The 25,513-nt window shown below is 57.6% G+C and carries 25 protein-coding genes; 8 read left to right on the top strand and 17 right to left on the bottom strand.

Annotation, left to right across the window (positions count from 1 at the left end; translation table 11 throughout):
* The first annotated feature begins 6 nt into the window (after positions 1-6).
* Genes ACJ8J4_RS00710 through ACJ8J4_RS00700 form a run of 3 tightly spaced genes read left to right on the top strand, consistent with a single transcriptional unit; the run spans position 7 to position 3,013 of the window.
* Positions 7-1,347, top strand: coding sequence for a fimbrial protein (locus ACJ8J4_RS00710; RefSeq protein WP_038629212.1), 1,341 nt, complete (start codon positions 7-9; stop codon positions 1,345-1,347).
* Entirely contained in the window at positions 1,347-2,096 is a 750-nt protein-coding gene (locus ACJ8J4_RS00705; protein ID WP_197835504.1) for a fimbrial biogenesis chaperone, read from the top strand. Before ACJ8J4_RS00710 ends, ACJ8J4_RS00705 begins: the two co-directional genes overlap by 1 nt.
* A 44-nt stretch (positions 2,097-2,140) precedes the next feature.
* On the top strand, positions 2,141-3,013 hold the full coding sequence (locus ACJ8J4_RS00700; RefSeq protein ID WP_197835502.1) for a hypothetical protein: 873 nt from the start codon (positions 2,141-2,143) through the stop codon (positions 3,011-3,013).
* A 140-nt stretch (positions 3,014-3,153) separates the two neighbouring features.
* Here ACJ8J4_RS00700 and hutU read toward each other — a convergent pair whose 3' ends face one another.
* The 7 genes from hutU to ACJ8J4_RS00665 form a co-directional block, all read right to left on the bottom strand.
* Positions 3,154-4,848, bottom strand: a complete 1,695-nt coding sequence (gene hutU / locus ACJ8J4_RS00695; RefSeq protein WP_147823380.1) for a urocanate hydratase — start codon at positions 4,846-4,848, stop codon at positions 3,154-3,156.
* Between the two features lie 79 nt (positions 4,849-4,927).
* Positions 4,928-6,340: a UbiD family decarboxylase gene (locus ACJ8J4_RS00690; RefSeq protein ID WP_060447299.1), complete on the bottom strand. Its 1,413-nt coding sequence runs from the start codon at positions 6,338-6,340 to the stop codon at positions 4,928-4,930.
* 12 nt (positions 6,341-6,352) lie between these two features.
* On the bottom strand, positions 6,353-7,585 hold the full coding sequence (locus tag ACJ8J4_RS00685; protein ID WP_049204159.1) for an MFS transporter: 1,233 nt from the start codon (positions 7,583-7,585) through the stop codon (positions 6,353-6,355).
* Positions 7,586-7,602: 17 nt separating this feature from the next.
* Complete coding sequence (locus tag ACJ8J4_RS00680) at positions 7,603-8,823, bottom strand: hypothetical protein (RefSeq protein WP_141997795.1); 1,221 nt, start codon at positions 8,821-8,823, stop codon at positions 7,603-7,605.
* Entirely contained in the window at positions 8,783-9,871 is a 1,089-nt protein-coding gene (gene trpD, locus ACJ8J4_RS00675; protein ID WP_197835500.1) for an anthranilate phosphoribosyltransferase, read from the bottom strand. The genes ACJ8J4_RS00680 and trpD overlap by 41 nt, the downstream gene beginning before the upstream one ends.
* Positions 9,868-10,482, bottom strand: coding sequence for a cysteine hydrolase family protein (locus ACJ8J4_RS00670; protein WP_197835498.1), 615 nt, complete (start codon positions 10,480-10,482; stop codon positions 9,868-9,870). Before ACJ8J4_RS00670 ends, trpD begins: the two co-directional genes overlap by 4 nt.
* Positions 10,483-10,527: 45 nt before the next feature.
* Complete coding sequence (locus ACJ8J4_RS00665; RefSeq protein WP_049204163.1) at positions 10,528-11,604, bottom strand: LLM class flavin-dependent oxidoreductase; 1,077 nt, start codon at positions 11,602-11,604, stop codon at positions 10,528-10,530.
* A 622-nt stretch (positions 11,605-12,226) separates the two neighbouring features.
* Here ACJ8J4_RS00665 and ACJ8J4_RS00660 point away from each other — a divergent pair.
* On the top strand, positions 12,227-12,643 hold the full coding sequence (locus ACJ8J4_RS00660) for a hypothetical protein (protein ID WP_049204164.1): 417 nt from the start codon (positions 12,227-12,229) through the stop codon (positions 12,641-12,643).
* A gap of 43 nt (positions 12,644-12,686) precedes the next feature.
* Here the strand turns inward: ACJ8J4_RS00660 and ACJ8J4_RS00655 are convergent, their stop codons facing one another.
* The 5 genes from ACJ8J4_RS00655 to ACJ8J4_RS00635 all read right to left on the bottom strand — a co-directional run bounded on the left by ACJ8J4_RS00655 (position 12,687) and on the right by ACJ8J4_RS00635 (position 15,167).
* Positions 12,687-13,280: an ATP-dependent Clp protease proteolytic subunit gene (locus tag ACJ8J4_RS00655; protein WP_193402503.1), complete on the bottom strand. Its 594-nt coding sequence runs from the start codon at positions 13,278-13,280 to the stop codon at positions 12,687-12,689.
* A 45-nt stretch (positions 13,281-13,325) separates the two neighbouring features.
* Positions 13,326-13,655, bottom strand: a complete 330-nt coding sequence (locus ACJ8J4_RS00650; RefSeq protein ID WP_025302474.1) for an SRPBCC family protein — start codon at positions 13,653-13,655, stop codon at positions 13,326-13,328.
* On the bottom strand, positions 13,652-13,966 hold the full coding sequence (locus ACJ8J4_RS00645; RefSeq protein WP_148876593.1) for an ArsR/SmtB family transcription factor: 315 nt from the start codon (positions 13,964-13,966) through the stop codon (positions 13,652-13,654). The genes ACJ8J4_RS00650 and ACJ8J4_RS00645 overlap by 4 nt, the downstream gene beginning before the upstream one ends.
* 110 nt (positions 13,967-14,076) lie before the next feature.
* A complete protein-coding gene (locus tag ACJ8J4_RS00640; RefSeq protein ID WP_049209213.1) occupies positions 14,077-14,502 on the bottom strand; it encodes a universal stress protein in 426 nt (141 codons plus the stop codon).
* Positions 14,503-14,648: 146 nt separating this feature from the next.
* Positions 14,649-15,167 (bottom strand): hypothetical protein, encoded by a 519-nt coding sequence (locus tag ACJ8J4_RS00635; protein ID WP_089180784.1) that lies wholly within the window; start codon positions 15,165-15,167, stop codon positions 14,649-14,651.
* 236 nt (positions 15,168-15,403) lie between these two features.
* Between ACJ8J4_RS00635 and metQ the strand changes: the two genes are divergently transcribed.
* The gene (gene metQ, locus ACJ8J4_RS00630) at positions 15,404-16,219 is read left to right on the top strand and encodes a methionine ABC transporter substrate-binding lipoprotein MetQ (RefSeq protein WP_043141591.1); all 816 of its coding nucleotides are present in this window, start codon (positions 15,404-15,406) and stop codon (positions 16,217-16,219) included.
* 46 nt (positions 16,220-16,265) lie between these two features.
* Here metQ and ACJ8J4_RS00625 read toward each other — a convergent pair whose 3' ends face one another.
* From ACJ8J4_RS00625 to ACJ8J4_RS00605, 5 genes are all read right to left on the bottom strand, one after another.
* Positions 16,266-17,030, bottom strand: coding sequence for an SDR family oxidoreductase (locus ACJ8J4_RS00625; protein WP_141969390.1), 765 nt, complete (start codon positions 17,028-17,030; stop codon positions 16,266-16,268).
* Positions 17,031-17,167: 137 nt separating this feature from the next.
* The gene (locus ACJ8J4_RS00620) at positions 17,168-18,088 is read right to left on the bottom strand and encodes a substrate-binding domain-containing protein (RefSeq protein ID WP_197835496.1); all 921 of its coding nucleotides are present in this window, start codon (positions 18,086-18,088) and stop codon (positions 17,168-17,170) included.
* Positions 18,089-18,152: 64 nt separating this feature from the next.
* The gene (locus ACJ8J4_RS00615) at positions 18,153-19,193 is read right to left on the bottom strand and encodes an ABC transporter permease (RefSeq protein ID WP_197835494.1); all 1,041 of its coding nucleotides are present in this window, start codon (positions 19,191-19,193) and stop codon (positions 18,153-18,155) included.
* A 15-nt stretch (positions 19,194-19,208) separates the two neighbouring features.
* On the bottom strand, positions 19,209-20,693 hold the full coding sequence (locus ACJ8J4_RS00610; RefSeq protein ID WP_025302466.1) for a sugar ABC transporter ATP-binding protein: 1,485 nt from the start codon (positions 20,691-20,693) through the stop codon (positions 19,209-19,211).
* Positions 20,694-20,768: 75 nt separating this feature from the next.
* Positions 20,769-21,698 carry a sugar ABC transporter substrate-binding protein gene (locus ACJ8J4_RS00605; protein WP_025302465.1) on the bottom strand — a complete coding sequence of 310 codons (930 nt, stop codon included), beginning with the start codon at positions 21,696-21,698 and terminating at the stop codon, positions 20,769-20,771.
* Positions 21,699-22,182: 484 nt separating this feature from the next.
* On the opposite strand from ACJ8J4_RS00605, the gene ACJ8J4_RS00600 reads away from it, so the two are divergent.
* From ACJ8J4_RS00600 to dcuR, 3 genes are all read left to right on the top strand, one after another.
* Positions 22,183-23,025 carry a class I fructose-bisphosphate aldolase gene (locus tag ACJ8J4_RS00600; RefSeq protein ID WP_049209431.1) on the top strand — a complete coding sequence of 281 codons (843 nt, stop codon included), beginning with the start codon at positions 22,183-22,185 and terminating at the stop codon, positions 23,023-23,025.
* Positions 23,026-23,150: 125 nt separating this feature from the next.
* On the top strand, positions 23,151-24,764 hold the full coding sequence (locus ACJ8J4_RS00595; RefSeq protein WP_148123335.1) for a sensor histidine kinase: 1,614 nt from the start codon (positions 23,151-23,153) through the stop codon (positions 24,762-24,764).
* A complete protein-coding gene (gene dcuR / locus ACJ8J4_RS00590; RefSeq protein ID WP_004940959.1) occupies positions 24,757-25,476 on the top strand; it encodes a two-component system response regulator DcuR in 720 nt (239 codons plus the stop codon). The genes ACJ8J4_RS00595 and dcuR overlap by 8 nt, the downstream gene beginning before the upstream one ends.
* The last annotated feature ends 37 nt before the right edge of the window (positions 25,477-25,513 follow it).

Below are 25,513 nucleotides of genomic sequence, written 5' to 3'. Positions count from 1 at the left end.
GAGACGATGAAACGTATTGCTTACCCGATCGCCGCCCTGGCGCTGCTTGCTCTGTCGCTGTTCGGCGCGCCCGCCGCGCTGGCCCAATGCACCCGAGTCGCCCCCTGGATCGATTCCGGTTGCGATCCCTGCGGGGTGGGCACGGCGCTGGGCCGGGTCAATCTGACCAGCACTTACCTGCAGCCCGTCGGTACGCCGCTCGGCACCAGCGTGTTCGATCTTACGTCCGGCACGCGCTATCCCGATCCCAACAAGGTGTTGTATGAATGCGACGCTAGCGATGCGGGGCAGATCTATGAAGTTTTCGCCACCAACGGCGACGATCGCGTCGGCGGCTATTACGATCTTGGGGCCCAGGACGGCAACCCCAACTACTACGCCACCTATTTCCCCTATGTCGGCATCCGTCTGACCCACCTGGATTCCGGCAAGGTTTTTACCCGCTACTGGCAGTCGGCGCCGATTACCCGCTACGCCACCGTCGGCAGCAAAATTCAGATCCGGGTGAAAGACTTCAGCGCCATCCGTGCCGACCTGATCCGCATCAGTTCGCTGCCGGGTGCGGGCGCCAGCAACTACTGTGGCTACAGCGCCGGCAACCCGCTAGTGGGCATGGCATCGACCACCGGCAATTCGAACTATACCTGCACGCAGCCGAACGGCTATGTCACCTTTCAGGGGCCCGGCATCGCCTCGGATCCTATCGGCAGCGACTCCGCCACCAACTACGCCACCTGGGGCACCGGGCGGTGGAACGCGATGGGCATGGGCACCGCACCGATCTCCTCATTGACCTATACCGCCACCTGCGTGGCGCGCAACGTCACGCCGCTGGTGATCCTGCCGACCCTCTCCGTCAGCCAGCTGACCGCCGGGCAAACCTCACAGGCGCAGTTCACCCTCAATATCGAATGTGACAACGCCGCCGTGTCCGGCGTCAGCAGCAACAATACCGCCCTCGGCCTGCAGGTGCCGTATGAAAGCTATGTCGCGGCGCAGCGGCTCGGGTTAGTCAGCGCCAACGGCGGCGTGAGCTACCTGCTCTCCAGCGGCTACGGCACCGACAGCAGCGTCGCCACCGGCGTGGGTATCGCGCTCGCCAACGCCGGCAACGGCGCGCCGATGAACTTCGTCGGCTGGGCGCGCTGCAGCGCCGGGCAATGCCCGCAAGGTAATGACGCCGGCTGGTACCCAGTGCTTAACGGCGCCAGCGGCGGGGGCAGCACCGCGGCGGGGTTTACCCACTACACCACCCAACTCACTGCCACGCTCGCCCGGCTGCCCGGGCAGACCGTCACCGCGGGCAAAGTGGACGCCAGGGCCTACGTCTGGGTTAAGGTGCAATGATGAGAAAGAAATATCTGACGATGGGATACGCCCTGTTGCTGACGCTGGCGACCATGGGCGCGCAGGCGGGCATCATCGCCTCCGCCACGCGGGTGATCTTTCACGAGGGCGAGACGGAAAAAACCCTGATGCTGCTCAACACCAACGGCTATCCGATCGTAGCGCAAACCTGGGTCGATAACGGCGACGTCAACGCCGCCCCCGAACTGTCCCGTGCGCCGTTTGTCACCCTGCCCAGCGTATTCGCCCTGCCGCCTTCCGCGCTGAAAGGGCTGCGGATCCTGTTTGCCGGCGCGAGCCTGCCCACCGACAGGGAGTCGGTGTTCTGGCTTAACCTGTATGAGATCCCGCCCAGCCGGCCGATCACGCCGCCGCAGGCGTCGCGCGTGACGATGGCGATGAACACGCAGATGAAAATCTTCTACCGCCCCAAAGCGCTGAAGGGTAACGCCGACAACGCGGCCGAGGCCGCTTCGTTCACGCTGCAAAAATCACCGCGTGGCTATCTGCTGCGCTGTCACAACCGGTCGGCGTTTTATCTCTCCTTCGCTCGCATCGCCGTGCAAACCGACAGGCGCGATGCCCCGGTGCGGCAAGAAAGCGACATGATGACCGCGCCATTCAGCACGCGGGATTATCACCTCGACGGCGTTGCGGCGTCGGGGCTCCCCTCTCAGATCACCGTTCAGGCCACTCTCATCAACGACCAAGGCCAACAGATCGTCAAGTCATACACAGCAAACCCATAACGATAAAAAGCAGCACATTTTTTTAAGTACAGGAAATAGGGAAAATGAGTCTAAGCAGATTCCAGCTACAGTTTCACCTGGAGAAACAGGCCAACATCATCAGGCAAACACCGGCATTTCACGCCGCCATCGTCAAACACGGGGAGTTATTAAAAGAGACCTACAAGAAACATCCGCTGTTTTATAAAATCATCTTCAGGAACAGCCGGTTCATCATTTGCTCCACTATCCTGTCCATTTATTACCACCAGCCCGCCGCCGGGCTGAAAGACATCAAAGCCTTTTTTAAAGGGAAAAATTTGATCAGCGAGAACTCCCTGGACTCCTTTCTGTTTTTTTTGCGGGTCGGCCGTAGACTGGAGGTCAAACCCTGCGAACATGACAAACGCCAGCTGCGCTATAAACCTACGCCGCACGCGCTGGCGGAAACCCAGGCGCTGATCGCCTCAATGGCGTTGCCCTATCAGGCGCTGGCGCCACAGATGCCCATCGCGACGCTGCTGGCGGCGCCCGACTTTCTGCCCACCTTTTTCGCCGCCTACGGGCAGCTGATGCTCAAGGAGATCTACCTGATCGATCTGGTGCCGCAATCCGGACTGTTTATCAGCAAGGACGCCGGCCACATGGTGCTGCTGATGCTGCATATCGAAAGCATCCGGCAGGACTCCCCCTTTCTGCTGCTCTCCTCGGCGAAAATCGCCAAGTCGTGCTCCGTCTCACGCGCGCACGTGAATCGCATTCTGCAGGCGGCGGAAAAATCCGGCCTGCTGACCACCACCAATAACGTGGTGATCGAACTCAACAGCTCGTTCTTTATCATGGCGGAGCGCTACTTCAGCCTCTATTTCGCGATGGTCGAATGCGGGCTTGAATGGGTTTGGCAAAACTGGCAAGAAGGCCAGACAGCAAAACCGTAAGTTGACGCCAAGACTAAATCGTCACATGCCAAGAGGTGAAATACTCACAAGACAGGCAATACAGTGTAAAAATCATCCTATAGAGAAATAGCGGTTCTACCTTATAAGAACCGCTATAAAGCCTCAATATGCTCTTATTCTCAAAGCATCGGCAGTTTCAATCCAAACCTTTTCGCGGCAGCAACGGCTTGCTCATAGCCAGCATCGGCATGGCGCATCACGCCGGAACCGCAGTCGTTGACCAACACCCGAGCAAGCCGCCGGTCAGCCTCCTCACTGCCATCGCACACGATCACCATTCCCGAATGCTGCGAATATCCCATCCCCACACCGCCACCATGATGCAAACTCACCCAGGTAGCGCCGCCCGCAGTATTGAGCAATGCATTCAGCAACGGCCAATCGGAAACGGCATCGGTTCCATCCTTCATGCTTTCGGTTTCACGATTGGGGCTGGCGACGGAGCCAGTATCCAGATGATCTCGGCCGATAACAACCGGCGCGCTAAGCTCCCCTCTACGCACCATCTCGTTGAAAGCCAGGCCTGCCAGATGACGCTCGCCCAACCCCAACCAACAGATACGCGCCGGCAATCCCTGGAAAGCAATGCGCTCACGCGCCATATCCAGCCAACGATGGATATGCTGGTTTTCAGGAAACAGCGCTTTAACCTTGGCGTCCGTTTTGTAGATATCTTCCGGATCGCCAGATAACGCCACCCAGCGAAACGGCCCTTTGCCCTCGCAAAACAGGGGGCGAATATAAGCCGGTACGAAGCCAGGAAAATCGAAAGCATTTTCCACGCCCATATCGCGTGCGACCTGGCGAATATTGTTACCGTAATCAACAGCCGGCACACCCATGTCAACGAAATCAAGCATTGCCTGCACATGAATGGCGCAGCTAGCGGCTGCGGCGTCAGCCAACCTGGCATGCTGCCCCGGATCGCGTTGCGCTGCTTTCCACTGCGCCACGCTCCATCCCACCGGCAAATAACCGTGGATCAGGTCGTGCGCAGACGTCTGATCGGTAACCAGATCGGGTCGGATACCGCCTGCATGCGCGCGTTTGACCAGTTCAGGTAACACCTCTGCGGCATTGCCTAGCAGGCCTATAGAAACCGCCTGTCCGGCCGCCGTGTGCTCCTTGATCAAGGCGATAGCTTCATCCAGATCTTTTGCCTGTTTATCGAGATAGCGCGTACGCAAACGAAAATCCAGGCTACTCTGCTGACACTCTATATTCAACGAAACCGCGCCGGCCAATGTCGCTGCTAACGGTTGCGCCCCGCCCATCCCCCCCAGCCCGGCGGTGAGGATCCAGCGTCCGGTCAGATCCCCGCCATAGTGCTGGCGGCCTGCTTCGGCAAACGTTTCAAACGTACCCTGCACAATGCCCTGGCTACCGATGTAGATCCAACTACCGGCAGTCATTTGCCCGTACATGAACAATCCCTTGCGATCAAGCTCGCTGAAGTGTTCCCAATTGGCCCACTGTGGAACCAAATTAGAATTGGCGATTAACACTCGGGGAGCATCAGTATGGGTGCGGAATACTCCAACCGGTTTTCCGGATTGAACCAACAGAGTTTCGTCTTCATTGAGCTCTTTAAGTGAGGCCAAAATCTGATCGTAACATTGCCAATTGCGCGCAGCGCGACCGATACCGCCATACACAACCAGCCCTTGCGGGTTTTCGGCGACGTCGGGATCCAGATTATTTTGAATCATGCGATAGGCCGCCTCGGTCAGCCAATTTTTGCAGGTCAATTCGTTGCCCCTAGGGGCACAAATATTCCGGGTGGAATCGAAACGAGGATCGAGAGTATTCGTCATGGTTTGTCTCCTTCAACATGACAGACATCATGGTTCGCCAGCCTGGTCAGGCAGGCTACAGAAAGGCGTACCGCTCACATTAAAACGCCCGTTGAAAACGCCGCCGAGAGCTAAAAGGAACCGTACAATCAACGACGCATTTATTGACGAGCCCATTCGCATCACTCCCGCCATAAAGCGGCAATTGCGAGGGGTCAAGGGAAGTGCCGGGCAGCAAAGCGCTGACGTGAATATCGTGTTCAAGTCGGGCGCGCGTACTCATAGCCCAGAGGACATCACGCTCCGAATAAGGGTCAACATCCTCATCCACCAGTAACACATTTTTGAGTGATGGCACCTCGCCGAGCAATCTCTTAGCTGCGTCGATAACGCGCAGGTCATCACCGCAAGCGCGTTTAGCGACTTGCAATACGGTAAACAAGTGACCGCCGCCGGAAGGCAGAGCCGCGACGCGACAAAACAGCCTCTCAAGTCCCTCTGTTTTTAGTCGGGCGAGCAGCGAACACTCTTGGCCTAAACCAAGTAAAATGGATTGCTCCACACCAGGACCCGACAGCGTCTGATATATCGCCCCGGCGCGGTGACTTACCGCCTGAACCTCCAGTGTTGTGGCCATACCACATGGCGAGCGATAACCCAGATACTCAGGTAAGGTAAAACCGGCCACCTCCGCTGTCTCCGGTTCTTTTTCCGCACCCAACATCCCTTCTATAACGATCTCGGCATGGGCGATATATCGCCCCGTATTGGCGTAACATGGCGCAACCTCCACCGCATTGCCGCGCAGAGCCCCCGCAACGCCTAACTCGTCGCTACCGTAAGAAAGACAAGGCCGAGTCAATACCGAAGCCAGATAAATGGCAGGATCAAGCCCGATATTGACGGAAATAGGCAGTTGCTCTCCGCGCGCCAGATGTGCCGAAAGCATACGTTGCAAGTGACCACGAGAGTCAATCGCCACCACTACCGAATCCTCTTTGAAGGTAATTCGGTGGTAAGAACAATTCGCGGCTCCGGTTCGATTATCGCGTGCATAGATCAACCCCAACGTCACCGTCGGCCCAGGATCATCTTGCAGATAACGTAGGATCGGCAACAAAGCCAGGATTTCAGCAGGCTTACGCACGTTGTGAAAGTTGCGTTCCTCCCCGCCCAGTAATCTGGGCGCTATCGGCCTACTCGCCGCCTGCAGCAACAACTGAGCATTTGATATGTCTGCGGAATAACGTCCGAAGGGATCCAAAAACAACCTACAACGGCGACGATTGCCAAACATCCCCATCAAAACGGGAAACTCGCCCCGTGTTGGTCGTCGATAAAGCCGTAACGGTTGCTCATCGGCAAACCAGGAACCGCCAGGCTGGCGATAGGCATCGAGAAAATCTTCAATCATCTCCACCTCGGGAGAAATCGATCTCTCCACCGGGGTAATCTCATCCCCTGCTTGCCGCAACAACGCCAAGGCAGAGCGCAAGTCATTAGGCAATAGCATTTGACTCCTCCCTCATCCCATCCGGGAAGTACAGCGAGAAGCCAAGACGATCCCCAACGCAGACAGCAGCGCCGCCATGCCAGCCAACGCAATAGACAACGTGTAACTCTGATACAGGTCATACAGCCAACCGGCGGCGCTACCCCCGCCAACGGCGGCGATCCCCACGGCGATATACAATGCCCCCAGAATGGCGCCCAGATTGGCGGTGCCGAACCATGTACTGGCCACTGCCGGGTACAGCGCAATACAGCCGCCGTTGGCCGCGCCGAACAGCAGCGCGAAAATCGCCAGCGCGGTAAAGCTGTGCGCCACACTCCAAAAACCGCATAACAGGGCCAAACTCAACGTGACGATAACCAAAAAACGCCGCGCGCCCATACGGTCGCCTATCCGCCCCAAAACCAGACGGCCGCCGATATTGCCCACGCCGATCAAACCGATGAGCAGATTGGCCTGCGTTGCATTTAGCCCCTGTTGTTGTGCATAAGGATTAATATGAACCAACGCCAGGAACAGTCCGATAGAGCCGAAAAATATCGCGATAAAAAACCACCAAAACTGAGCCTGTCTCGCCGCTTCTCGCAACGTAACGCTACCGTTAAACGCGGAACCCGGTATTGATGCCACCTCTACGGGACGAAGCCCATCGGGATATTCTCCCACGTCCTCTGGCCTGCCTCGCAAGACGAAGGCGGCAGATAATCCCAGCGCAGCGATAGCGACGGCGTAAACTTGTAGGGTGCTTTGCCAGGACAAATGCTGCATCAACCCACCAGCCACCATCGGCCCCACCAGCGTTCCCAAACCGGTGCCAGCCAGCGCTAAGCCGGAAGCCGAACTTCGATGAACGACGAACCAGCGTTGAATGGTTGAAACCGCCGGCACGTAAACCAACCCGACTCCCCCGCCAACCAACAGGCAAAACGTGAACAAAAACGCCGTCAGTGTCGACGCCAGCAGGCTACTGCCCAAAAAGCCTAGGGAAAGCAGTAAAATACCGATGCCGGTTACCGTCCTTACTGAAGTACGATCGCTCCAGGCACCGGAAAATACGCCGACGACGTAGTAAATTAACGCCGTCAACGAGAATATTGAGGCGGTAGAGAAACGCCCCGCGTCAAAATTCGCCTGTAATGCAGTAAAAAATGCGCCAAATGAATAGGCCGCACCGAAAATAACCGCCAGCAAAAGATGAACGGCGCCTACCATGTACCAACCGCGGAATTTCCTTTCCTTGATCATCACAGCCTCCTTTTTATTTAATAATTGACGCCGACAACGACCGAATGCTCGCCGCTCACATCCACTTCAATAAGCGATTGCACCGAGATCCCCGTCGCCTCGAACACGCGCCTGGCTCCACCATAATTGCGTTTTTCCACCACGCATAAGATGCCTGATACATCAGCCCCTGCTTTCCGCACTGCACAAACCAACCCCACCAATGTTCCGCCAGTGCTGATGAGATCGTCCACGATATAAACGTTATCGCCGGGCTCCACGCCGTTCAAAAAGAGGCTGCCGCCGGTATATTCGCAATCGAAATCAACCTGAACCTGTCCTTCAAGACCGGATGGGTACCAGCGGGCAATGCCGTATGGCAGGCCTGAAAGCAGCGAAACGGCAGCCAATAAACCGCCTCCTTTGTCTTCTTCCCCCACCAACTTGGTACCAGGTGGAAATTGCGCCGCATCGCAGACTCGCCTGGCTGCTTCACGCAAGAGTTCAGCCGGGGTTGCCGGGATCTGTTCCGTCAGAGCATTCAGCAGAAATCGCCGCCCTTGAATCTCCACCAAAGGCTGCCGATCAAAAGACGCCTTGAGGATGTCCTCTTGCCCACTCTCAGCCGGCACCTGCACGCGAAGGCGATCGGCATCGGCGACAGCGTCAAAAAAGGTTTGGAGTCGCACAGGGTCCTTACGGCGCGCGGACCGGGAGACGCCAGAACAGACATCAATGGCCGTGGGGAAGCAGTGCTGAATCAGATGGCTGACATTGCCGGTATGCAGTCCGCCCGCAACAATTACCGGCCGCACAAATGTTTTGTTTTTCAACAAACTCCAATCGAATGGCTTTCCAGAACCGCCGCTCAGCCCCTCGACCTGTGTGTCCAATAGGTATGCACTAACCTGATAGTCGTTTATCCTGTCCAGAGCCAAAGTGCTTTCGAGATGGAAACTTTTAATGACCGGGACATCAAATGCCTGGCAATACTCATTCGTTTCGTCACCCTGAAGCTGAATCGCTGCCAGGCCGCAATAACATATAATGTTTTGCACCCATTCCCTGGGTTCATTGACAAACACGCCGACCACCTGAGTAAAAGGCGGCAATCGTTCAATGATCGAACGGGCTTCGTCGGGCGAAACCTGACGTGGACTTTGTGAAAAAATGAACCCCAATGCATTGGCCCCCGCGTTTAATGCCGCCAGAGCATCCTCATGGTGTGTGATGCCGCAGACTTTTACTCTCGTTCTCATTCATCGTCTCCTTGAATCGTTTAAGAACCTGATACGCCCGCCCGTTATCCAATACTTGCCGTACGAGTTTCGCCGCCTCGCCAAAGGAGTGCGTTTTTCCAGCCAACACCAGCGCCGTCGCTGCGCTCACTATAGTCGCGTTGCGATGGGCACCCCGCTCGCCGTTAAGCACTGCCAGGCAGATTTTCGCGTTACGCTCCGCAGACCCCCCTCGCAGCGCCCGTAATTCACAGGCTGGAACTTCAAAATCATCCGGTTGCACAGAAAACCGACTTACGCATCCATCACTTACACACAGGACCTGGGTTTCTCCCAGGCAGCTGACTTCATCCAAATCTCCTGCACCATGTACGATAAAAGCCGTCACCCCGCCCAACCTCACCAGCGCCTCAGCCATGGGATACAAAAGCGAAGCATGCGCAACGCCTATCAGTTGGTGCGTCACGTTAGCGGGATGAACCAGCGGCCCACTCAGATTAAACAGGCTACGAACCCCCAAAGCTCGCCGTACGACAGTCAGCCGTTCAGGAAACGCATACCAAGACGAAGTAGAGAGAAACGCGAAGTTGCTCGTTGCCAACGACCGCCGCAGCCATGCTTCATCACCCTTGCGCGAAACATCAATTCCCAATGCCGACATCATATCGCTGCTGCCGCTGACGCTGGTTACGCGACTATTTCCATGCTTGATCACTGGCACACCGGCCGCGGCCACAACCAAGGCTGCCGTGGTGGAAATATTGAAGGTCCCGCTCCGGTCTCCTCCGGTACCACCGATATTCAACGTAAGCGGCAAACCGCTTGCCAATGGCCGGCAACGTGCCGCTATTGCGTCAACCGCACCGGCGATCTCGTCAGCGGACTCGCCCTTTTGTGCCATGGCGACGAGCAACGCGCCGATCTGCATATCATCCAATTGCTGTTCCAGCATGGCCTGAACCAGATCTCGGGTCTGTTCCCGGCTCAAGCTAAGCCGTTTTTCAACCAAGATTTGCAAGACGTTTCTGAATCGCTCTTCCAGCGGTTTTATCGACAGCGTTGCGCTCATGTCTCCTCCAATCCCGCCCGCAAGAGATTCATAACCTCAGTCAAACTCTGAATACGGCCAAATACATAACCGATGTTCTCAAGCGCAGCCTCATGTCGCACATGACGCGTCCCCGCGACGCACTCGCGCGGCACGATGACGCGATAATCTAATTGCATGGCGTCCTGAGCAGTTGCACGCACACAAACATCCGTGGCAACACCGGTCAGAACGACGGTATCGACTCCCATCCCGCGCAGCAAAAGATCCAGATCGGTGGCGAAGAACGCACTGTAACGGCGTTTGATTAATACATGATCGCCAACCTGTGGGGACAAGTCTGCGATGATCTCAACGCCACGGCTTCCCTCGAGGCAATGAAGTATCTCGCCGTAGTCAAGCTCCCGGCCGAAGTCCACACGGTTGGCACGGTGACTTTCCTGGGTATAGATCACCGGGATGCCCGCGCCGCGCGCAAAGCTCAACAAAACTTGAAGCGACGCGATAATCGCCCTCCCTCCTTCGCAAGGAACAGGACCACCTTCATCCAGAAAGTCGTATTGCATGTCGATCACCAAAACGGCAAATCGACGTGTCCGATTGGGGGGCAGAGTTGTTTTTTGACGTTGCATCTTTCTCTCCATGAATGACCGCACGGTGCCGATATTCGGCCTGAGTCAGGCGAAATATTTCGTGGCGATCTCTTGCAATGCGCGATGGCTTTCGCGCACGGGTTCCAATTCATCCAAATGATCGAACCCCATGACATGCAACACACCGAATCCGCCAGACAGCGATTGCATTTCTTCTATGCGTTCACGAACCGTCTCCGGCGATCCAAGGAGCCAGCAATGCTTGGCGCAATACTCGACGGTGACTTCACTGTCGGGGACATCCGGGTGATGTTTGAACAAACCAAGCGCCTTGTTACCGGCGATCATCGGCAAGTAATCCTCACGAAAGTAGCGTCCCATTTCGCCTTCGACAGCAAGCCGCCATGCTTGCGCATCTGTGTCGGCGATCAGAATAGGACGACTGACACGCCATGTATCCCTGGCCGGCGGAACCCTTCCATTCAATGCGGCGCCCTCTTCAACAACTTGCCAATGGGTATGGAGATACTGAGGCGTAAAACAAAAGCTGATAGGGATCCAGCCATTACGACCGGCAATCTTCAACGTCGAGGATGAAGGTGAAAGACCGGTCACGCCTACTGGCGGATGGGGTGATTGATAGGGCTTAAGGTGATAACCGGAGGTTTTATCCCACTGATCCGCCGGCCGACGCGCTGTCCAATACTTACCTTTAAATTCGAATGGCCCATCGCTATTCCAAAATCGCATCATGATCGCTATCGATTCTGCCGTCATCTCCCGATGCACACCCGACTTATGATCTATGTCGAACATGTCGAGATCCAAAGTGGTACCGCTGGCGCCAATTCCCACCATTAATCGCCCCTTAGATATATGATCCAGCCAACAAATGCGGTGAGCCAACTCGGCTGGATGATGAAACGGCAGCATAAAGGCGCCCGGCGCCAATTTTATGCGTTCAGTCTGCAAAAGGGCTTGAGCGATGAGCAAATCTGGAGAAGGGCACGGTTCAGCCGGCATCGTATAATGCTCGCCAATCCAGGCCTCATCGAAACCGATTTTGTCCAAAAACCTCAAGGTATCAAGATCGTGGTAATGCCCATCGTGCAACGAGCGATAACGCGGATGTGCCGGCATTAAAAATGCGCCAAGTTTCATGTTCGATTATCTCCTTGAAGCGTAAAATCCCGATTAGCACGTGATATACGGCAAATTGATATTCAACCCATCAATTTCATTCAAATTAAAAATGAATTAATGCTTAGATATTATTAAATCGTAAAATTAAACACCAAAAAAAGTTAACCACGAAAAGTTAAGATGATTATTGAACATTGCTTTTCCCTTAAGTATATAGTTGTATAGACAAGGCAGTGGCAACACGGAATTGCTTAATTTGTGATCAATAACAAATTCATAACAATTCGTCATGCAGAAAAAAAGACATTACTGGTTCAAAAAAAGAGGCAAAGTGAAGTGTGCAAAAGCGTGACAAAAAATGGCTAACCACACTGTTAAATAAAGAAAAAACAAACATCCCCGCGTGAATGATTGTGAGAAATATGAAACATTTTCCCCAACTTGGTTTATTAACAGAAGCAAACAACCAAATGAAATAATTAGAATGATACGTATTTTTAATTATATGGCATTCGAATGATTAAACAAAACTGCATTTGCAAATATTATGAATTATATTTTCATTTGCGCTTTACCCATTTAGTATGGGAAAGGCATTTTCACCAAACATCAATATAATAAATACCCATGGAGAAATATCTTGCAAAATAAACTCCCCATCCTCGCGGGCATAGCCACAATTATCGGCACCTTCTTCGCTGGTTATTCTGCCTTTTCATCTTCAACGGAAACACGCAGTCAGTTCGTTAATGGCAGCGCGAATACGACGATTGGTAGTAATAGCGGAAATATCACCATCACCAACACACCTGGTGAAAAGGCGCCTCAGCTAGTGCTGAATCGGCCGATACCATTAATTGCTCAACCCAATATGGGTAACTTGTTGGAACCCACCAAACATATTTGCCAGCTCATCGCCGGCACACAGGTCGCATTGACGGGTAAAAGCGCTGCAATGGACATCGGCAATGCGGAATGGAAAGAAATCGCCATTATTACCGGCGAATGTGCGGGTCAGCGTGGCTGGATCACCTCAACTGCGCTCACCTACCAATAATCGAGTGATATTGCCCCCTTCATTCCGCTATCGGAGCCGACACTCACCGCGCCCGCAATACCCGATCGATCAATCCCCAGGCCGCCGCTTCGTCGGCGGTCATAAAGCGATCGCGATCCAACACCCGCTCCACTTCCTCTTCGTTCAGGCCGCAATGTTGGGCATACAGCCGGATCACCCGCACTTTGGTGCGCTTCATCTCTTCGGCGTGGATCAAGATGTCGGACGCCTGCCCCTGAAAGCCGCCCAGCGGCTGGTGCACGTGCAGGCTGGCGTTGGGCAGCGCCATGCGGTGCCCCGGTTCGCCGGCCATCAGCAGGAATGAGCCCATCGAACGCGCGGTGCCCATGCACAGCGTATGCACCGGCGCGCGGATATACTGCATGGTGTCGTAAATCGCCAGCCCGCTGGTGATCGCCCCACCCGGCGAGTTGATGTACAGGTGGATCGGTTTTTCCGGGTTTTCCGCCTCCAGAAACAGCAACTGGGCACACAGCATTTCGGCCACGTCGTCATTGACCTCACCGTTAAGGAACACGATCCGGTCGCGCAGCAGGCGCGAATAAATATCAAAGGAACGTTCTCCCCGGCTGGTCTGCTCCACCACCATCGGGACGAGCATCATCTTCTCACGCATCGGTGAACTCCTGGGTTGGCAACAAAGAGAAATGTGTTTAACGCGTCAGGCGGCGCGCATCATCATCGTCGGGCCGTCGTTGACGGCGTCGAGCCGGTGGATCACCCGCAACAGGCTGCCGCCGCCGGCATCCGGCACGATCTGCAGGGTGACGACGCTTTCGAGAAACGGCGGCTGGTCGTCGCGCAGGCGATAGCTCACTGCTTCGCCCGGCGTGGTGGCCAACGGCTCGGCCTGCGCCAGATCCCCCGGCGGCAGCCACTGCTCGCGCAGTTCGGGAATACTGAGCGCCCGCCACACTTTTTCCGGCGGCGCCTCGAGCGCATACTCCAATACCAGCCGATCGCGCGGCGGCGGCTCAACCCGTTTATTCATTGATCCATATCCTTCAGCAAGGTTTGCAGCGCGTCGATGCGCGCCGGCCAATAGGCGCGGTACTTCGCCAGCCACTGGGCGATCTGCGCCAGCCCGTCCGGGTCGACCTGATAATTGACGCAGCGCCCCTGCTTCGCCTCACGCACCAGCCCGGCATTGCGCAGCACCGCCAGGTGTTGCGACATCGCCGACTGGCTGATGGGCAGCCCTTCGCGCAGCGCGCTGGCATTCATGCTGCCGGCGGCGAGTTTGTCGAAGATGGTGCGGCGGGTCGGATCGGCCAACGCCTTGAAGATGTCATTTTCGTTCATATAAATACATTAGTATTCACTTATGTATTATGCAACCGAGTAAGGCATTTTTTGCTGCAAAAGAAACTCCGCGCTGCAGCGCGGAGTGAATGGACGAGGCATGATCGCGTTTATGAACGGATCGGGATCACCAGCACGTCGATATTCAGCTGGTTGATGGCGTTGCGGGTGGAAGAAAACAGATTGCTCCACAGATCGTGGTGATGGCCGAACACCAGCAGATCGATGTTCTTGTCCACGACTGCCGTGCGCAGTTCGTCAACGAAGCCGCCGCGCCCGATAATCACTTCCGCGATCGGGTAGTTGACGTTTTGCGTGGTAGGTTCCAGCTCTTTGCGGATCTTCTCTTCGAACGGCACGCCGTCATAGCTGCGCTCCGAAAAGCCGATCGCCGCGTGGTAGGTGTCGTAGTGGACGTCCACATAGATCAGCGAGAGTTTGGCCTGCAGCGCCTCCGCCAGCCGCGCCCCCTTTTCGACCAGCCGTTTGCCGTCATCGCTCAGATCGGTGGCGATGACAATATGGTGGTAACACATAGCGCCTCCTGTCATGGACTCGGTAGAGCCGAGGCTCCGATATCACGTCAGGGCATATCGTTATGGTTAATTTTAGTTCAGAAATGGCGCGTACGACGGGTGGCGATGCGGTGGGAAAGCCCCGTTGCCGGGGCTGAAGGTAAAAATTACTTCTCGCGCTGCGCCTCAAACCAGACGTTGCACAACGACAGGATCAGCGTGTTGGCGTCTTTCACCAGCACGTTATCGCCGGGCACCCCATCGGTGCCCTGATCGGTGATGCCTTTGATGGTGGTATCCGCATGCTGAATGGCCACGCGTTCGACCGACGGCGTGCTGATGCCCAGCATCGGGAAATCGATGTAGGAGCTGCTGCCGGAATTGTCCTCGACAAACTCCTGCGCTTCTACGGTGCTGACGGTGGCCCCTTCGCTTTTCAGCGCCGTGCCGTTCCAGCTGAATGCATCCGCCTTATAGCTGATTTTGCCGCCGATCAGGCTCTGCGCCTGCTGTTGATCCCAGCAGCCGGTGGTCTGGGTCGGCACGATCTTGCTGACGCGCCAGTTGCCCAGCAGCTGTTTAGGGATCGGTCCGGTATCGCTCTCCGCCGCCCGAACCTGAGTCGCCGAGACGCAGGCCAACACCACCAGCGGCAGCAGCGCCTTGCTCCAAGTGTTCAATCGCATTGTCTATTCCTTCGTTTCAGTACCCAGTCTGCCCTTGCGGGCCAACGGCTATCATAATAAGCCCGTCGATTCGCCGTCAAAGCAATCCGCACCGCGCCGGGCAGCGGCCGCTCATAGCTAATCGCTATGAGTCATAGTGAATCAGTATTTTGTTTTAGCCCAGCGATTACCTACAGTCACTGCCACTATTCTGCCCGCCAAAATTAGCAGGCAATGTTGACAAGGACCCTGGGAAAATGACATTTACGCTGAAAAACCTCACCCTGGCGCTGGCCGCCGCCGGCACGCTGCTGCTAACCGCCTGCGGCCCGACCGCACAGGACGATCACCACATCAAGGTCGGCATCAGCGCCGGCATCGATCAGTCGCTGTGGGCGGTGGTGCAGAAAGTGGCCAAGCAGAAATACGATCTGGACGTGGAGGTGGTGACCTTCAACGATTACGTGCTGCCGAACGAAGCGCTGAACAACGGCGATCTGGACGTCAACGCCTTTCAACACAAACCGTATCTGGACAAGCAGATGCAGGAGCGCGGCTACAAGCTGGCGGCGGTAGGCAACACCTTCGTCTACCCGATCGCCGGCTATTCGAAGAAGATAACCGCACTCAGCCAACTGCCGGACGGCGCGCAGGTGGCGGTGCCGAACGATCCGACCAACCTGGGCCGCTCGCTGCTGCTGTTGCAAAAACAGGGGCTGATTACTCTGAAAGACGGCGTCGGCCTGCTGCCGACCGCGCTGGACATCGTCAGCAACCCGAAAAAGCTGAAGATCGTCGAGATTGAAGCGCCGCAGCTGCCGCGCGCGCTGGACGACCAACAGGTGACGCTGGCGATCATCAACACCAACTATTCCAGCCAGATCGGTCTGTCGCCGGCGAAGGACGGGCTGTTTGTCGAGGACAAAAACTCGCCTTATGTCAACATCTTCGCCAGCCGCATCGACAACAAAGACAGCGAGAAAGTGAAGGATCTGGTCAAGGCCTATCAGACCGATGAAGTGGCGGCCAGCGCCACCGAAATCTACAAGGGCGACGCCGTCAAAGGCTGGTAATGCCTCGCGTAGGGCCCGTGGCGCCCGGCCACGGGCCCTGCCAACCTCAGCCGCGCTGGATGGAAACGCCGCCGTCCACCAGCATCGCGGTGCCGGTGACGAATGAGGACGCGTCAGACGCCAGATACAGCGCCGCCTGCGCGATCTCCTCCGGCATCGCCAGCCGCTTCAGCGCGTGCAGTTCGGCCACCTGTGCCAGCGCCTCCGGGGTATTGCTCATCTGCCGCCCCATCGCCGTATCGGTGCCGCCCGGCAGCAGCGCGTTCACCCGAATGCCGCGCCCGCCGAACTCCACCGCCAGCGCCTGCGTCAGGCCGATCAGCCCCGATTTGCCGGCCGCATAGGCCGCCGTGCCGGGAAACGCCGCGGTGTGGCCAACGAAGGTGGAGGTGAAGATCACCGAGCCTGCGCCGCGCGCCAACATGGCGGGGATTTGATATTTGGCGCCGTAGTAGGCGCTGGACAGGTTGGTTTCCAACACCTCGCGCCACGCTGAGGCGGTGAGCGCCAGCGATGGCCCCAGCGGCCCCAAGGTGCCGGCGTTGTTGAAAGCGATATCCAGCCCGCCGAACTCATCGACCGCCGCCGCCGTCAGCCGTTCGGCGAAGGCTTCGTCACGCACGTCGCCCGCCACCGCGAGCGCCCGGCCGCCCTCGCGCCGAATGTCCTCCACCAGCGCCGCCAACAGCGGCTCACGCCGCGCGCCCAACACCAGCGCAGCTCCCTGCCGGGCGAACAGCAGCGCCGCTGCTCTGCCAATCCCCGAACTGGCGCCACCGATCACCGCCACCTTGCCGTTCAATGCGTTCATCGCTCATCCTCACGCGGTTTAAAGATCCTCAGTGTGAGGCAAGATTCGGCGCCGCGCTGGCCGCAAGCGGACATGCAATTGGCGCATGAAAAAGGCGCTGCAAGCAGCGCCCCGGCAACGCGAACCTGGCGGTTAACTCACGGCCTGGCCGCGTATTTCCCCTGATTGGCCGGCGTCACCAGCTCGAACGGGATCCAGTAATACGGCTCGAGTTTTTCACCGTTAATCATGCGCTGCGCCACATCGACCGAGGCCTTGCCCTGGCCAACCGCGTCCTGGAACACCGTGACCTGCATCTTGCCGGAGGCCAGCGCCTTGAGGCCGTCCGGCGTGGCGTCGATGCCGCCGATCAGCACTTTCTGGTCCACCTTGCCCGCCTGCTGCAGCGCCATGATCGCGCCGATCGCCATCTCGTCGTTGTTGGCGGCGACGATGTCGATCGCTTCGCCGTTGGTCAGCCAGTTCATCATCAGATCCATGCCTTCACTGCGTGAATAGTTGGCGCTCTGTTTCTGCACCACCTTCATTTTCGGGTATTTGGCCACCACCTGCTCCACGTCTTTGGTGCGCTGCAGCGCGCCGGCGTCGGTCAGGTTGCCGATCATTACCGCCACGTTGCCCTGATAGTTGGCCAGCCGCGCCAGCTCTTCCATCTGCAGCGTGCCGGACTCCCGCTCGTCGGAGCCGACGAACACCACGCCCTGCGGCAGTTTGGCGTCGCCCGGCGTGCGGTTCACGTACACCAGCGGCACGCCGGCGGCCTGGACCATTTTGGTCATGACCGGGGTGCTGGCCGAGTTGACCGGATCGACGATAATCGCGTCCACCCCGGCGCTGATAAAGCTCTGCACCTGATCGGTCTGGCGGCCGACGTCGCCGCGCGCGTCTTCGAACTGTACGGTAATGCCGCGCGCCTTAGCCTCCTTGTCGATCGCCTGGCGGATAATGGTGAGGAAGTTCTGGTCAAAATAGGCCATCGATACGCCGATGGTTTGCGCCCATGCCGGCGCGGAAGCGCACAGCGCCACCGCCAGCCACAGCCCTTTCAGAAAGTTCATGATGTGTCCCCCGGGTAAAAAAACGCCGCCGGCCCACCTTGGCGCCGGCGGCAATTCACGGCAATCAGTGTTTTTTGCGGTTGCGCCGCATGTCGATAGACACGGCGGCGACGATAATCACGCCTTTGATGATGTCCTGAATGTAAGAATCGACGCCGATAAAGGTGAAGCCGCTTTTGATAAGGCCGAGGATCACCGCGCCGATCAGCGTGCCGGTGATGCGCCCGACGCCGCCCATCAGGCTGCTGCCGCCGATCACCGCCGCGGCGATGGCGTCCAGCTCGTAGGACATCCCCATGCTCGACTGGCCGCTGCTGACGCGCGCCGCCAACACCACGCCCGCCAACCCCGCCAGGCCGCCGGCGATGGTGTAAACCGTCACCAGGTACTTATTGACGTTGATGCCGGAGACCCGCGCCGAGGTCATGTTGCCGCCGATGGCGTAGATGTATTTGCCGTAGCGGGTGTGTTTGAGCGCGATGTGGAAGATCACTGCAATCACCAGGAAGATGATCACCGGCATCGCGCCCTGGCCGATTGACGTGAAGCCGTCCGACAGGAAGCTGACCGGGTTCCCCTTGGTGTAGTACTGCGCCAGGCCGCGCGCCGATACCATCATCCCCAGCGTGGCGATGAACGGCGGAATGCCGGTGCGGGTGATCAGGAAGCCGTTGATAAAGCCGCAGACGATGCCCACCCCAATCCCGGCGCCGATCGGGATCGCCGCCGGCAGATCGAGCAACCCCGGATACATCGGCGAGATGCTGTCCGAGGTCTGCGCCAGGCTGGCCGCCACCACCGCGGTCAGCGCAATCAGCGAGCCGGAGGAGAGATCGATGCCGGTGGTGATGATCACCTGGGTGACGCCCACCGCGATGATGCCGATGATCGCCACCTGCAGTACGATCAGCAGCAGGCGGTTCGGGTTCAGCAGGAACGACTGACCGCGCATGTACCAGCCGAGGATTTCGAAGATCAGCGCGATGCCGATCATCACGATGAAGATACCGGTGTCCTTCGGCATTTTGCCGCTCAGCCCGGAGAACAGCCCTCCCTTGCCCGTTGAATCGGCGGAGAGCGGCTTCTCAATCTTTACGTTACTCATGATGTTCACCCTTCGTTATTCTGAAGCCAGCGCCAGGATCTTCTCCTGGTCCGCGTCGTCTTTGTCCAAAATGCCGGTAATGCGGCCGCCGTGCATCACCATCACCCGATCGCTCATGCCGAGGATCTCCGGCAGCTCGGAGGAGACCAGAATGATGGCGACGCCGCGGTTGGCCAGCTCGCTGATCAGGCGGTAGATTTCCGCTTTCGCCCCCACGTCGATGCCGCGCGTCGGTTCGTCGAGGATCAGGATTTTCGGCTGCGCCAACAGCCAGCGCGCGATCAGCACCTTCTGCTGGTTGCCGCCGCTGAGGTTATTGATGATCTGATCCATGGTCGGCGTTTTGATGTTGAGCTTTTTGATCTGATCCATGCAGTCTTTGGCCATCTGCACATGGCTGACGAAACCGTTCTTGCCGATGTATTCCGACAGGTTGACGATGCTCATGTTCTCGACCACCGACAGCACCAGAAACAGGCCGGATTTCTTGCGGTCTTCGGTAAGAAACGCCAGCCCGCTCTCGATCGCCTTCGCCGGGGAATCCACCTTCACCGCCTGGCCTTCGATAAAGATCTCGCCGCCGTCCGCCGGGTGCATGCCGAACAGGCTTTCCATCACTTCGCTGCGCCCGGCGCCCACCAGCCCGGCGACGCCGAGGATCTCGCCGCGTTTGACGCTGAACGACACGTCATGAAACCAGCCGCTGCGGCGCAGCCCCGCCACCCGCAGCACTTCCTCGCCGATATTGTTGTTGAATTTGGGGAACATCTGCGTCAGTTCGCGCCCCACCATCATGGTGATCAGCGACTGTTTGGTCAGGTTTTCGGTTTTGTCGCAGGCGATGAAGGTGCCGTCACGGAAAATGCTCACTTCGTCGGTGATGGCGAAGATCTCGTCCATCTTGTGGCTGATATAGATGATGCCTTTGCCCTGCTCGCGCAGTTCACGGATGATGGCGAACAGGTGCACCACTTCGCCTTCGGTCAGCGCCGAGGTCGGTTCATCCATGATCAAGACGTCGGCGTTGTAGGACACCGCCTTGGCGATCTCCACCATCTGCTGATTGGCGATGCTCAACTCGCCCACCAGCGTATCCGGCTGCAGTTTGATGTTCAGCCGCGCCAGCAGCTCGCGGGTCTGTTCGTTCAGCTGCTCGTGGTTGACGAACCCCAGCCGCGCCGGCTCGCGCCCCAACCAGATGTTTTCCGCGACCGTCATGTCAGGCACCAGGTTCAGCTCCTGGTGGATCATGGAAATGCCCGAATGCAGCGCCTGCAGCGTGTCGCTGAAGGTGACCGGCCGGCCTTTGATTTTGATCGAGCCTTCGTCCGGGTGGTAGATGCCGATCAGGCATTTCATCAGCGTCGATTTGCCCGCGCCGTTTTCCCCCATCAGCGCGTGCACGCTGCCGGGTTTGATTTTAATCGAGACCTTATCCAGCGCTTTGACGCCGGGGAACTGCTTACTGATGCCTTCGGCCTCAAGAACATAAGGGTACATACCGCTTACCTCCGCACTGACCCACGTTTTCCGCCGCGATCGCCCCACACCGGCGCCCGCGGCGGGCTTCAAGGCTTATTTCTTGTTTTTATCGGCGAATTGCTGGTAATTGGCCTGGGTGATCAGCTGGTAAGGGATCAGCACGTTGCTCTCCACTTTCTCGCCTTTCACCAGTTGAACGGCGGTTTGCACCGCGCCCTCGCCCTGGCCTTTGGCGTCCTGGAACACGCTCAACGCCAGATCGCCCTTCTTGATGAACTCCAGCGCGTCCGGCGTGCCGTCAACGCCGGCCACCAACACGCCGGATTTCTTGGCTTGCTTCAGCGCCAAAATAGCGCCGATGGCCATTTCGTCGTTGTTGGAGGCGATGGCGTCAATCTGCTGGCCGGACAAAATCCAGTCGGTGGTGACGTCCACGGCCTCTTTACGGAAGAACTTGGCGGTTTGTTTGTCGACTATTTTGATGCCGGGGTAGTTGGCCGCCACCTCTTCCACGCCGCGAGTGCGGTCGCGCGTGGCTTCGCTCGACAGCTCGCCCATCAGGATCATCACGTTGCCCTTGCCGTTCATCAGCTTGGCCAGCTCTTCCATCTGGAGCTTGCCGGCCAGCTTGGAATCGGAGCCGACGTAGGCCATGCCGGCCGGCAGCGCCACTTCCGGCTTGCGGTTGACGAACACCAGCGGGATCTTGGCCTTCTCGGCCAGCTTGATCATCGGCTTGACGCCCTGGGTATCCACTGGGTTGAGGATGATGGCGTCGACGCCCTGGCTGACGAAGTTTTCGATTTGTTGAATTTGCTGCGCAATGTCGCCCTTGGCGTCTTCGAACTGGCCGCTGACGTTGCCGTCGGCCTTCATTTTGCTTTGCATCGACTGGCGCAGAATGGTGAGGAAGTTGTCATCGAAGTAAGCCATGGAAACGCCGATCTTGATGTCTTTCGCCAACACGCTGGCCGGCAGCATACACATCAGTACCGAGGCGGCGATCAGTTTCTTCAGCTTCATGTTCGTTACCCTTTAATCGTTAGAATGAAGAGGTCTGTTGGTTGACAGCTAATGAAAAATATTTTTTACATTCAAACAACAATACGGTCGGTGTTATCCCTTTGATACGGCGAAATTACCGCGTTATCGCCGTATTAAGGCCGTGAAAAAAATGGTGATCGATATCTCAAAACAGATTAAAAACAATCAATTGAAATAAACCCCTGGCACAGCAAACGGCGTCTTTATCGCGTTTTTAAATGTTTATTTCATAATTTAGATTATTGAAACTTTTTAACCCAAACAAGCGAAACATGCATTTTGGAATGGCTTATTAACAAAAACATGACACGGATCTAACAAATGAAATGAAAGCCACCGGCGAGCGTTCCCCTTTCGTGCGCCGGCAAAAACTGCGAGCGGCTACGCAGTTTGCGGTTTCCGCGTTTCCCGACCATTCTTACTCGGCAATAATGGACATATCCCTATCTCAGGAGGACCTGACATGCAGCTCAGCAGTAAGGTGCGGATGAACCGCCTGTTCAACAACGGCAAGTGCCTGGATGTGGCGATCGATCACGGCATCGCCAACGAACCGGATTTTTTAATCGGCCTGGAAGATATCGAACGGGTGATGGGTAACCTGATCGCCGCGCGCCCCGACGCCATTCAGGTCAACTACGGCCAGGCGGAGCTGCTGCAGCGCGCGCCGCAGCGCGAAAAGCCGGCGCTGGTGATGCGCACCGACGTCGGCAACGCCTATAACGCCGCGCGCCACCGTGAGATGTGGGCGGTGTTGCACAACCCGGAAGCGCCGATCCTCGCCGCGCTGCAAATGGACGCCGCCGCGGTGGTGGTCAATCTGTATATGATCCCGGATGAACCCGGCATTTTCCGCCAATGCGTGGAGAACATCGGCCGCCTGCGCCACGCCTGCGATCGCTACGCCATGCCGCTGATGATCGAACCGCTGGTAATGGCGCCAGCCGGCCAGGGCGCCGCCTACGGATCGCTGGGTGACGTGGAGAAGATCGTGCCGCTGGTGCGGCTGGCGCGCGAGCTGGGTGCCGACATCATCAAGGCCGATCCGACCGATCGGGTGGAGGATTTTCACCGCGTGGTGGAAGCGGCGCGCTGCCCGACGCTGGTGCGTGGCGGCGGCAAGGGGGAGCTGGGGCCGGTGCTGGAAAAATCCGCCGCGCTGATGGCCCAGGGCGCTTCCGGCATGGTCTATGGCCGCAACGTTTACCAACACAGCAATCCGTCGCAGGTGGTGCGCGCCCTGATGGCGATCATCCATCAAGGTGCCAGCGGCCAACAGGCGCTGGAGCTCTACCACCAGCAATGACCCGCTTTTGTAACTAAAATAACCCCTCCGCACCCCGGCAGCATGCTATAACCTGCTGCCGGTAACTGCAGCTTGCCTCATTCCTCGCTAGAATATGCCGTGAAATCGCCATTCGGAGAACCGCCATGCCAAAACAACGGGTGCCGCTCAAGCTGAGCACCTCCATCACGCTGATGGTGTCCGCCATCATCGCTTCGGTGCTGCTGGTGGTATTCGCGCTGTTTTTCGTGCAGATGAGCCGCGAAGGGCAAGATCAGCTGCAGCAAAAAGCCATCGCCGTCGCCAACACGCTGGCGCTCTCCAACACCGTGATCGACGGCTTGCAGCGGCGCGATCAAAGCGGCGCCATTCAGCACTTCGCCGAGCAGGTGCGCCATCAAAACGAGCTACTGTTCGTGGTGGTGGTGGATATGCAGGGCATCCGCTATTCGCACCCTAAACCCTGGCTGATCGGCAAGCATTTTATCGGCGACGATCTGGCGCCCGCGTTGCAAGGCAACGTCAACAGCGCCATCAACCGCGGCACGCTGGCCCCGGCGCTGCGGGTGTTCGTGCCGGTGTATGACGATCAGAAAAAACAAATCGGCGTGGTGGCGCTCGGCATCGCGCTGGACACCGTGCAGCGGGTGGTGGCGGAGAGCCGCTGGATCATCTATTGGACCATCGCCTTCGCCGCGCTGGTCGGCAGCCTGGGCACCTTTTTCCTGGTCTCCGCGCTCAAACGCATCATGCTGGGTTTCGAGCCTTACGAAATCTCCAACCTGTTCGAGCAGCGCAACGCCATGCTGCAGTCGATTAAAGAAGGCGTGATCGCGGTCGATAATGAATCCCGCATCACCATCGTCAATGACGAAGCCAAGCGCCTGCTGCGCCAGAGCGGGCCGGTGGAAAACCTGCTGCTGGAAGCCGCCAGCAAGCATTGGCCGGCGCAGCTGCATCTGGCGGAGGTGCTGGCCAGCGGCGAACCGCTGCGCGATCGGCAGATCAGCTTCAACGGCAGCGAACTGCTGACCAATACCGTGCCGGTGATCGTCAACGGCAAGGTGACCGGCGCCATCGCCACCTTCCGCGACAAAACCGAGGTCAGCCGCTTGCTGCAGCGCCTGAGCGGCATGGCACACTACGCCGACGCCCTGCGGGTGCAGTCGCACGAATTTATGAACAAGCTGCATGTGATACTCGGCATGCTGCACATGAAGGCCTATCAGCAGTTGGAAAACTACATCATCAACACCGCCAGCAACTACCAGGAAGAGATCGGCGCGTTGCTGCGCAAGATCCATTCGCCGGAAGTGGCGGGCTTCTTCATCGGCAAGATCAGCCGCGCCCATGAGGCCGGCATCGAACTGACCATCGAGGAAACCAGCCTGCTGCCAGAAACCGACGATGCGGAGACCACCCATGTGCTGATCAGCGTGCTCGGCAACCTGATCGAAAACGCCATCGACGCCATCGACGGCGTTGAGGGACACGAGATCGGCCTGAGCTTCCATCACCACGACGATCAATTACACTGTATCGTCAGCGACGACGGCCCCGGCATCGATCCGGCGATCGCCGCGCGCATCTTCGAACACGGATTTTCCACCAAGGGAACGGGACGCGGCATCGGCCTGGCGCTGATCCGCAGCCATCTGGAGAAACTGGGCGGCAGCATCGATTTCGAATCCGAACCGGGTGAGCTGACCCAATTTTTCGTGCACCTTCCCTATCAGGCCAAGAGCAGAGCCCATGATTAACGTACTGATTGTCGACGACGACCCGATGGTGGCGGAGCTGAACAAATACTACCTGAGCCAGGTCGGCGGTTTTCACTGCCAAGCGACGGTCGCCACTCTGAGCCAGGCGCGCGCCCTGCTGGCCGATGCCAGCGTCAGCATCGATCTGGTGTTGTTGGATATCTACATGCAGCAGGAGAACGGGCTGGATCTGCTGCCCGGCCTGCGCGAACTCGGCGAGAAGACCGATGTGATCATCATCTCCTCCGCCAGCGACGTGAACACGGTGCAAAAAGCGCTGCACTACGGCGTGGTGGATTATCTGATCAAACCGTTCCAGTTCAGCCGCTTTAAGGAGGCGCTGAGCCACTACCGGCAACAGTCTCAGCTCTTGGCGCAGCGCGAGTTTTCGCAGGCCGACGTCGACAGCCTGCTACGCCGCCAGCCCGGCGGCCAGGAGAGCAAGAAGCTGCCGAAAGGGCTGACCAGCATCACCCTGAGCACGGTCTGCGAGTGGATCGAACAGCAGCACGACAGCGAATTTTCCACCGACAACCTGGCCAACGCCATCGGCATTTCGCGGGTGTCCTGCCGCAAGTACCTCATCTATCTGGCGGAGAGCGGCATTCTCGGCACCCGTATTCTGTACGGCGCCACTGGCCGACCGGTCTATCTGTATCAGTTGAAACCGGATGCGATCGCCATGCTGAAAGAGCATTGCCGCCCGGCCTAAACGACGCCGGGCGCTGCAAGCGCCCGGACGTTGAAGG

This window comes from Serratia sp. CY47280, assembly GCF_052168655.1.
In the GTDB taxonomy this organism is placed as follows: Bacteria; Pseudomonadota; Gammaproteobacteria; order Enterobacterales; family Enterobacteriaceae; genus Serratia; species Serratia bockelmannii.
This window is presented reverse-complemented; position numbering and strand designations above follow the sequence as displayed.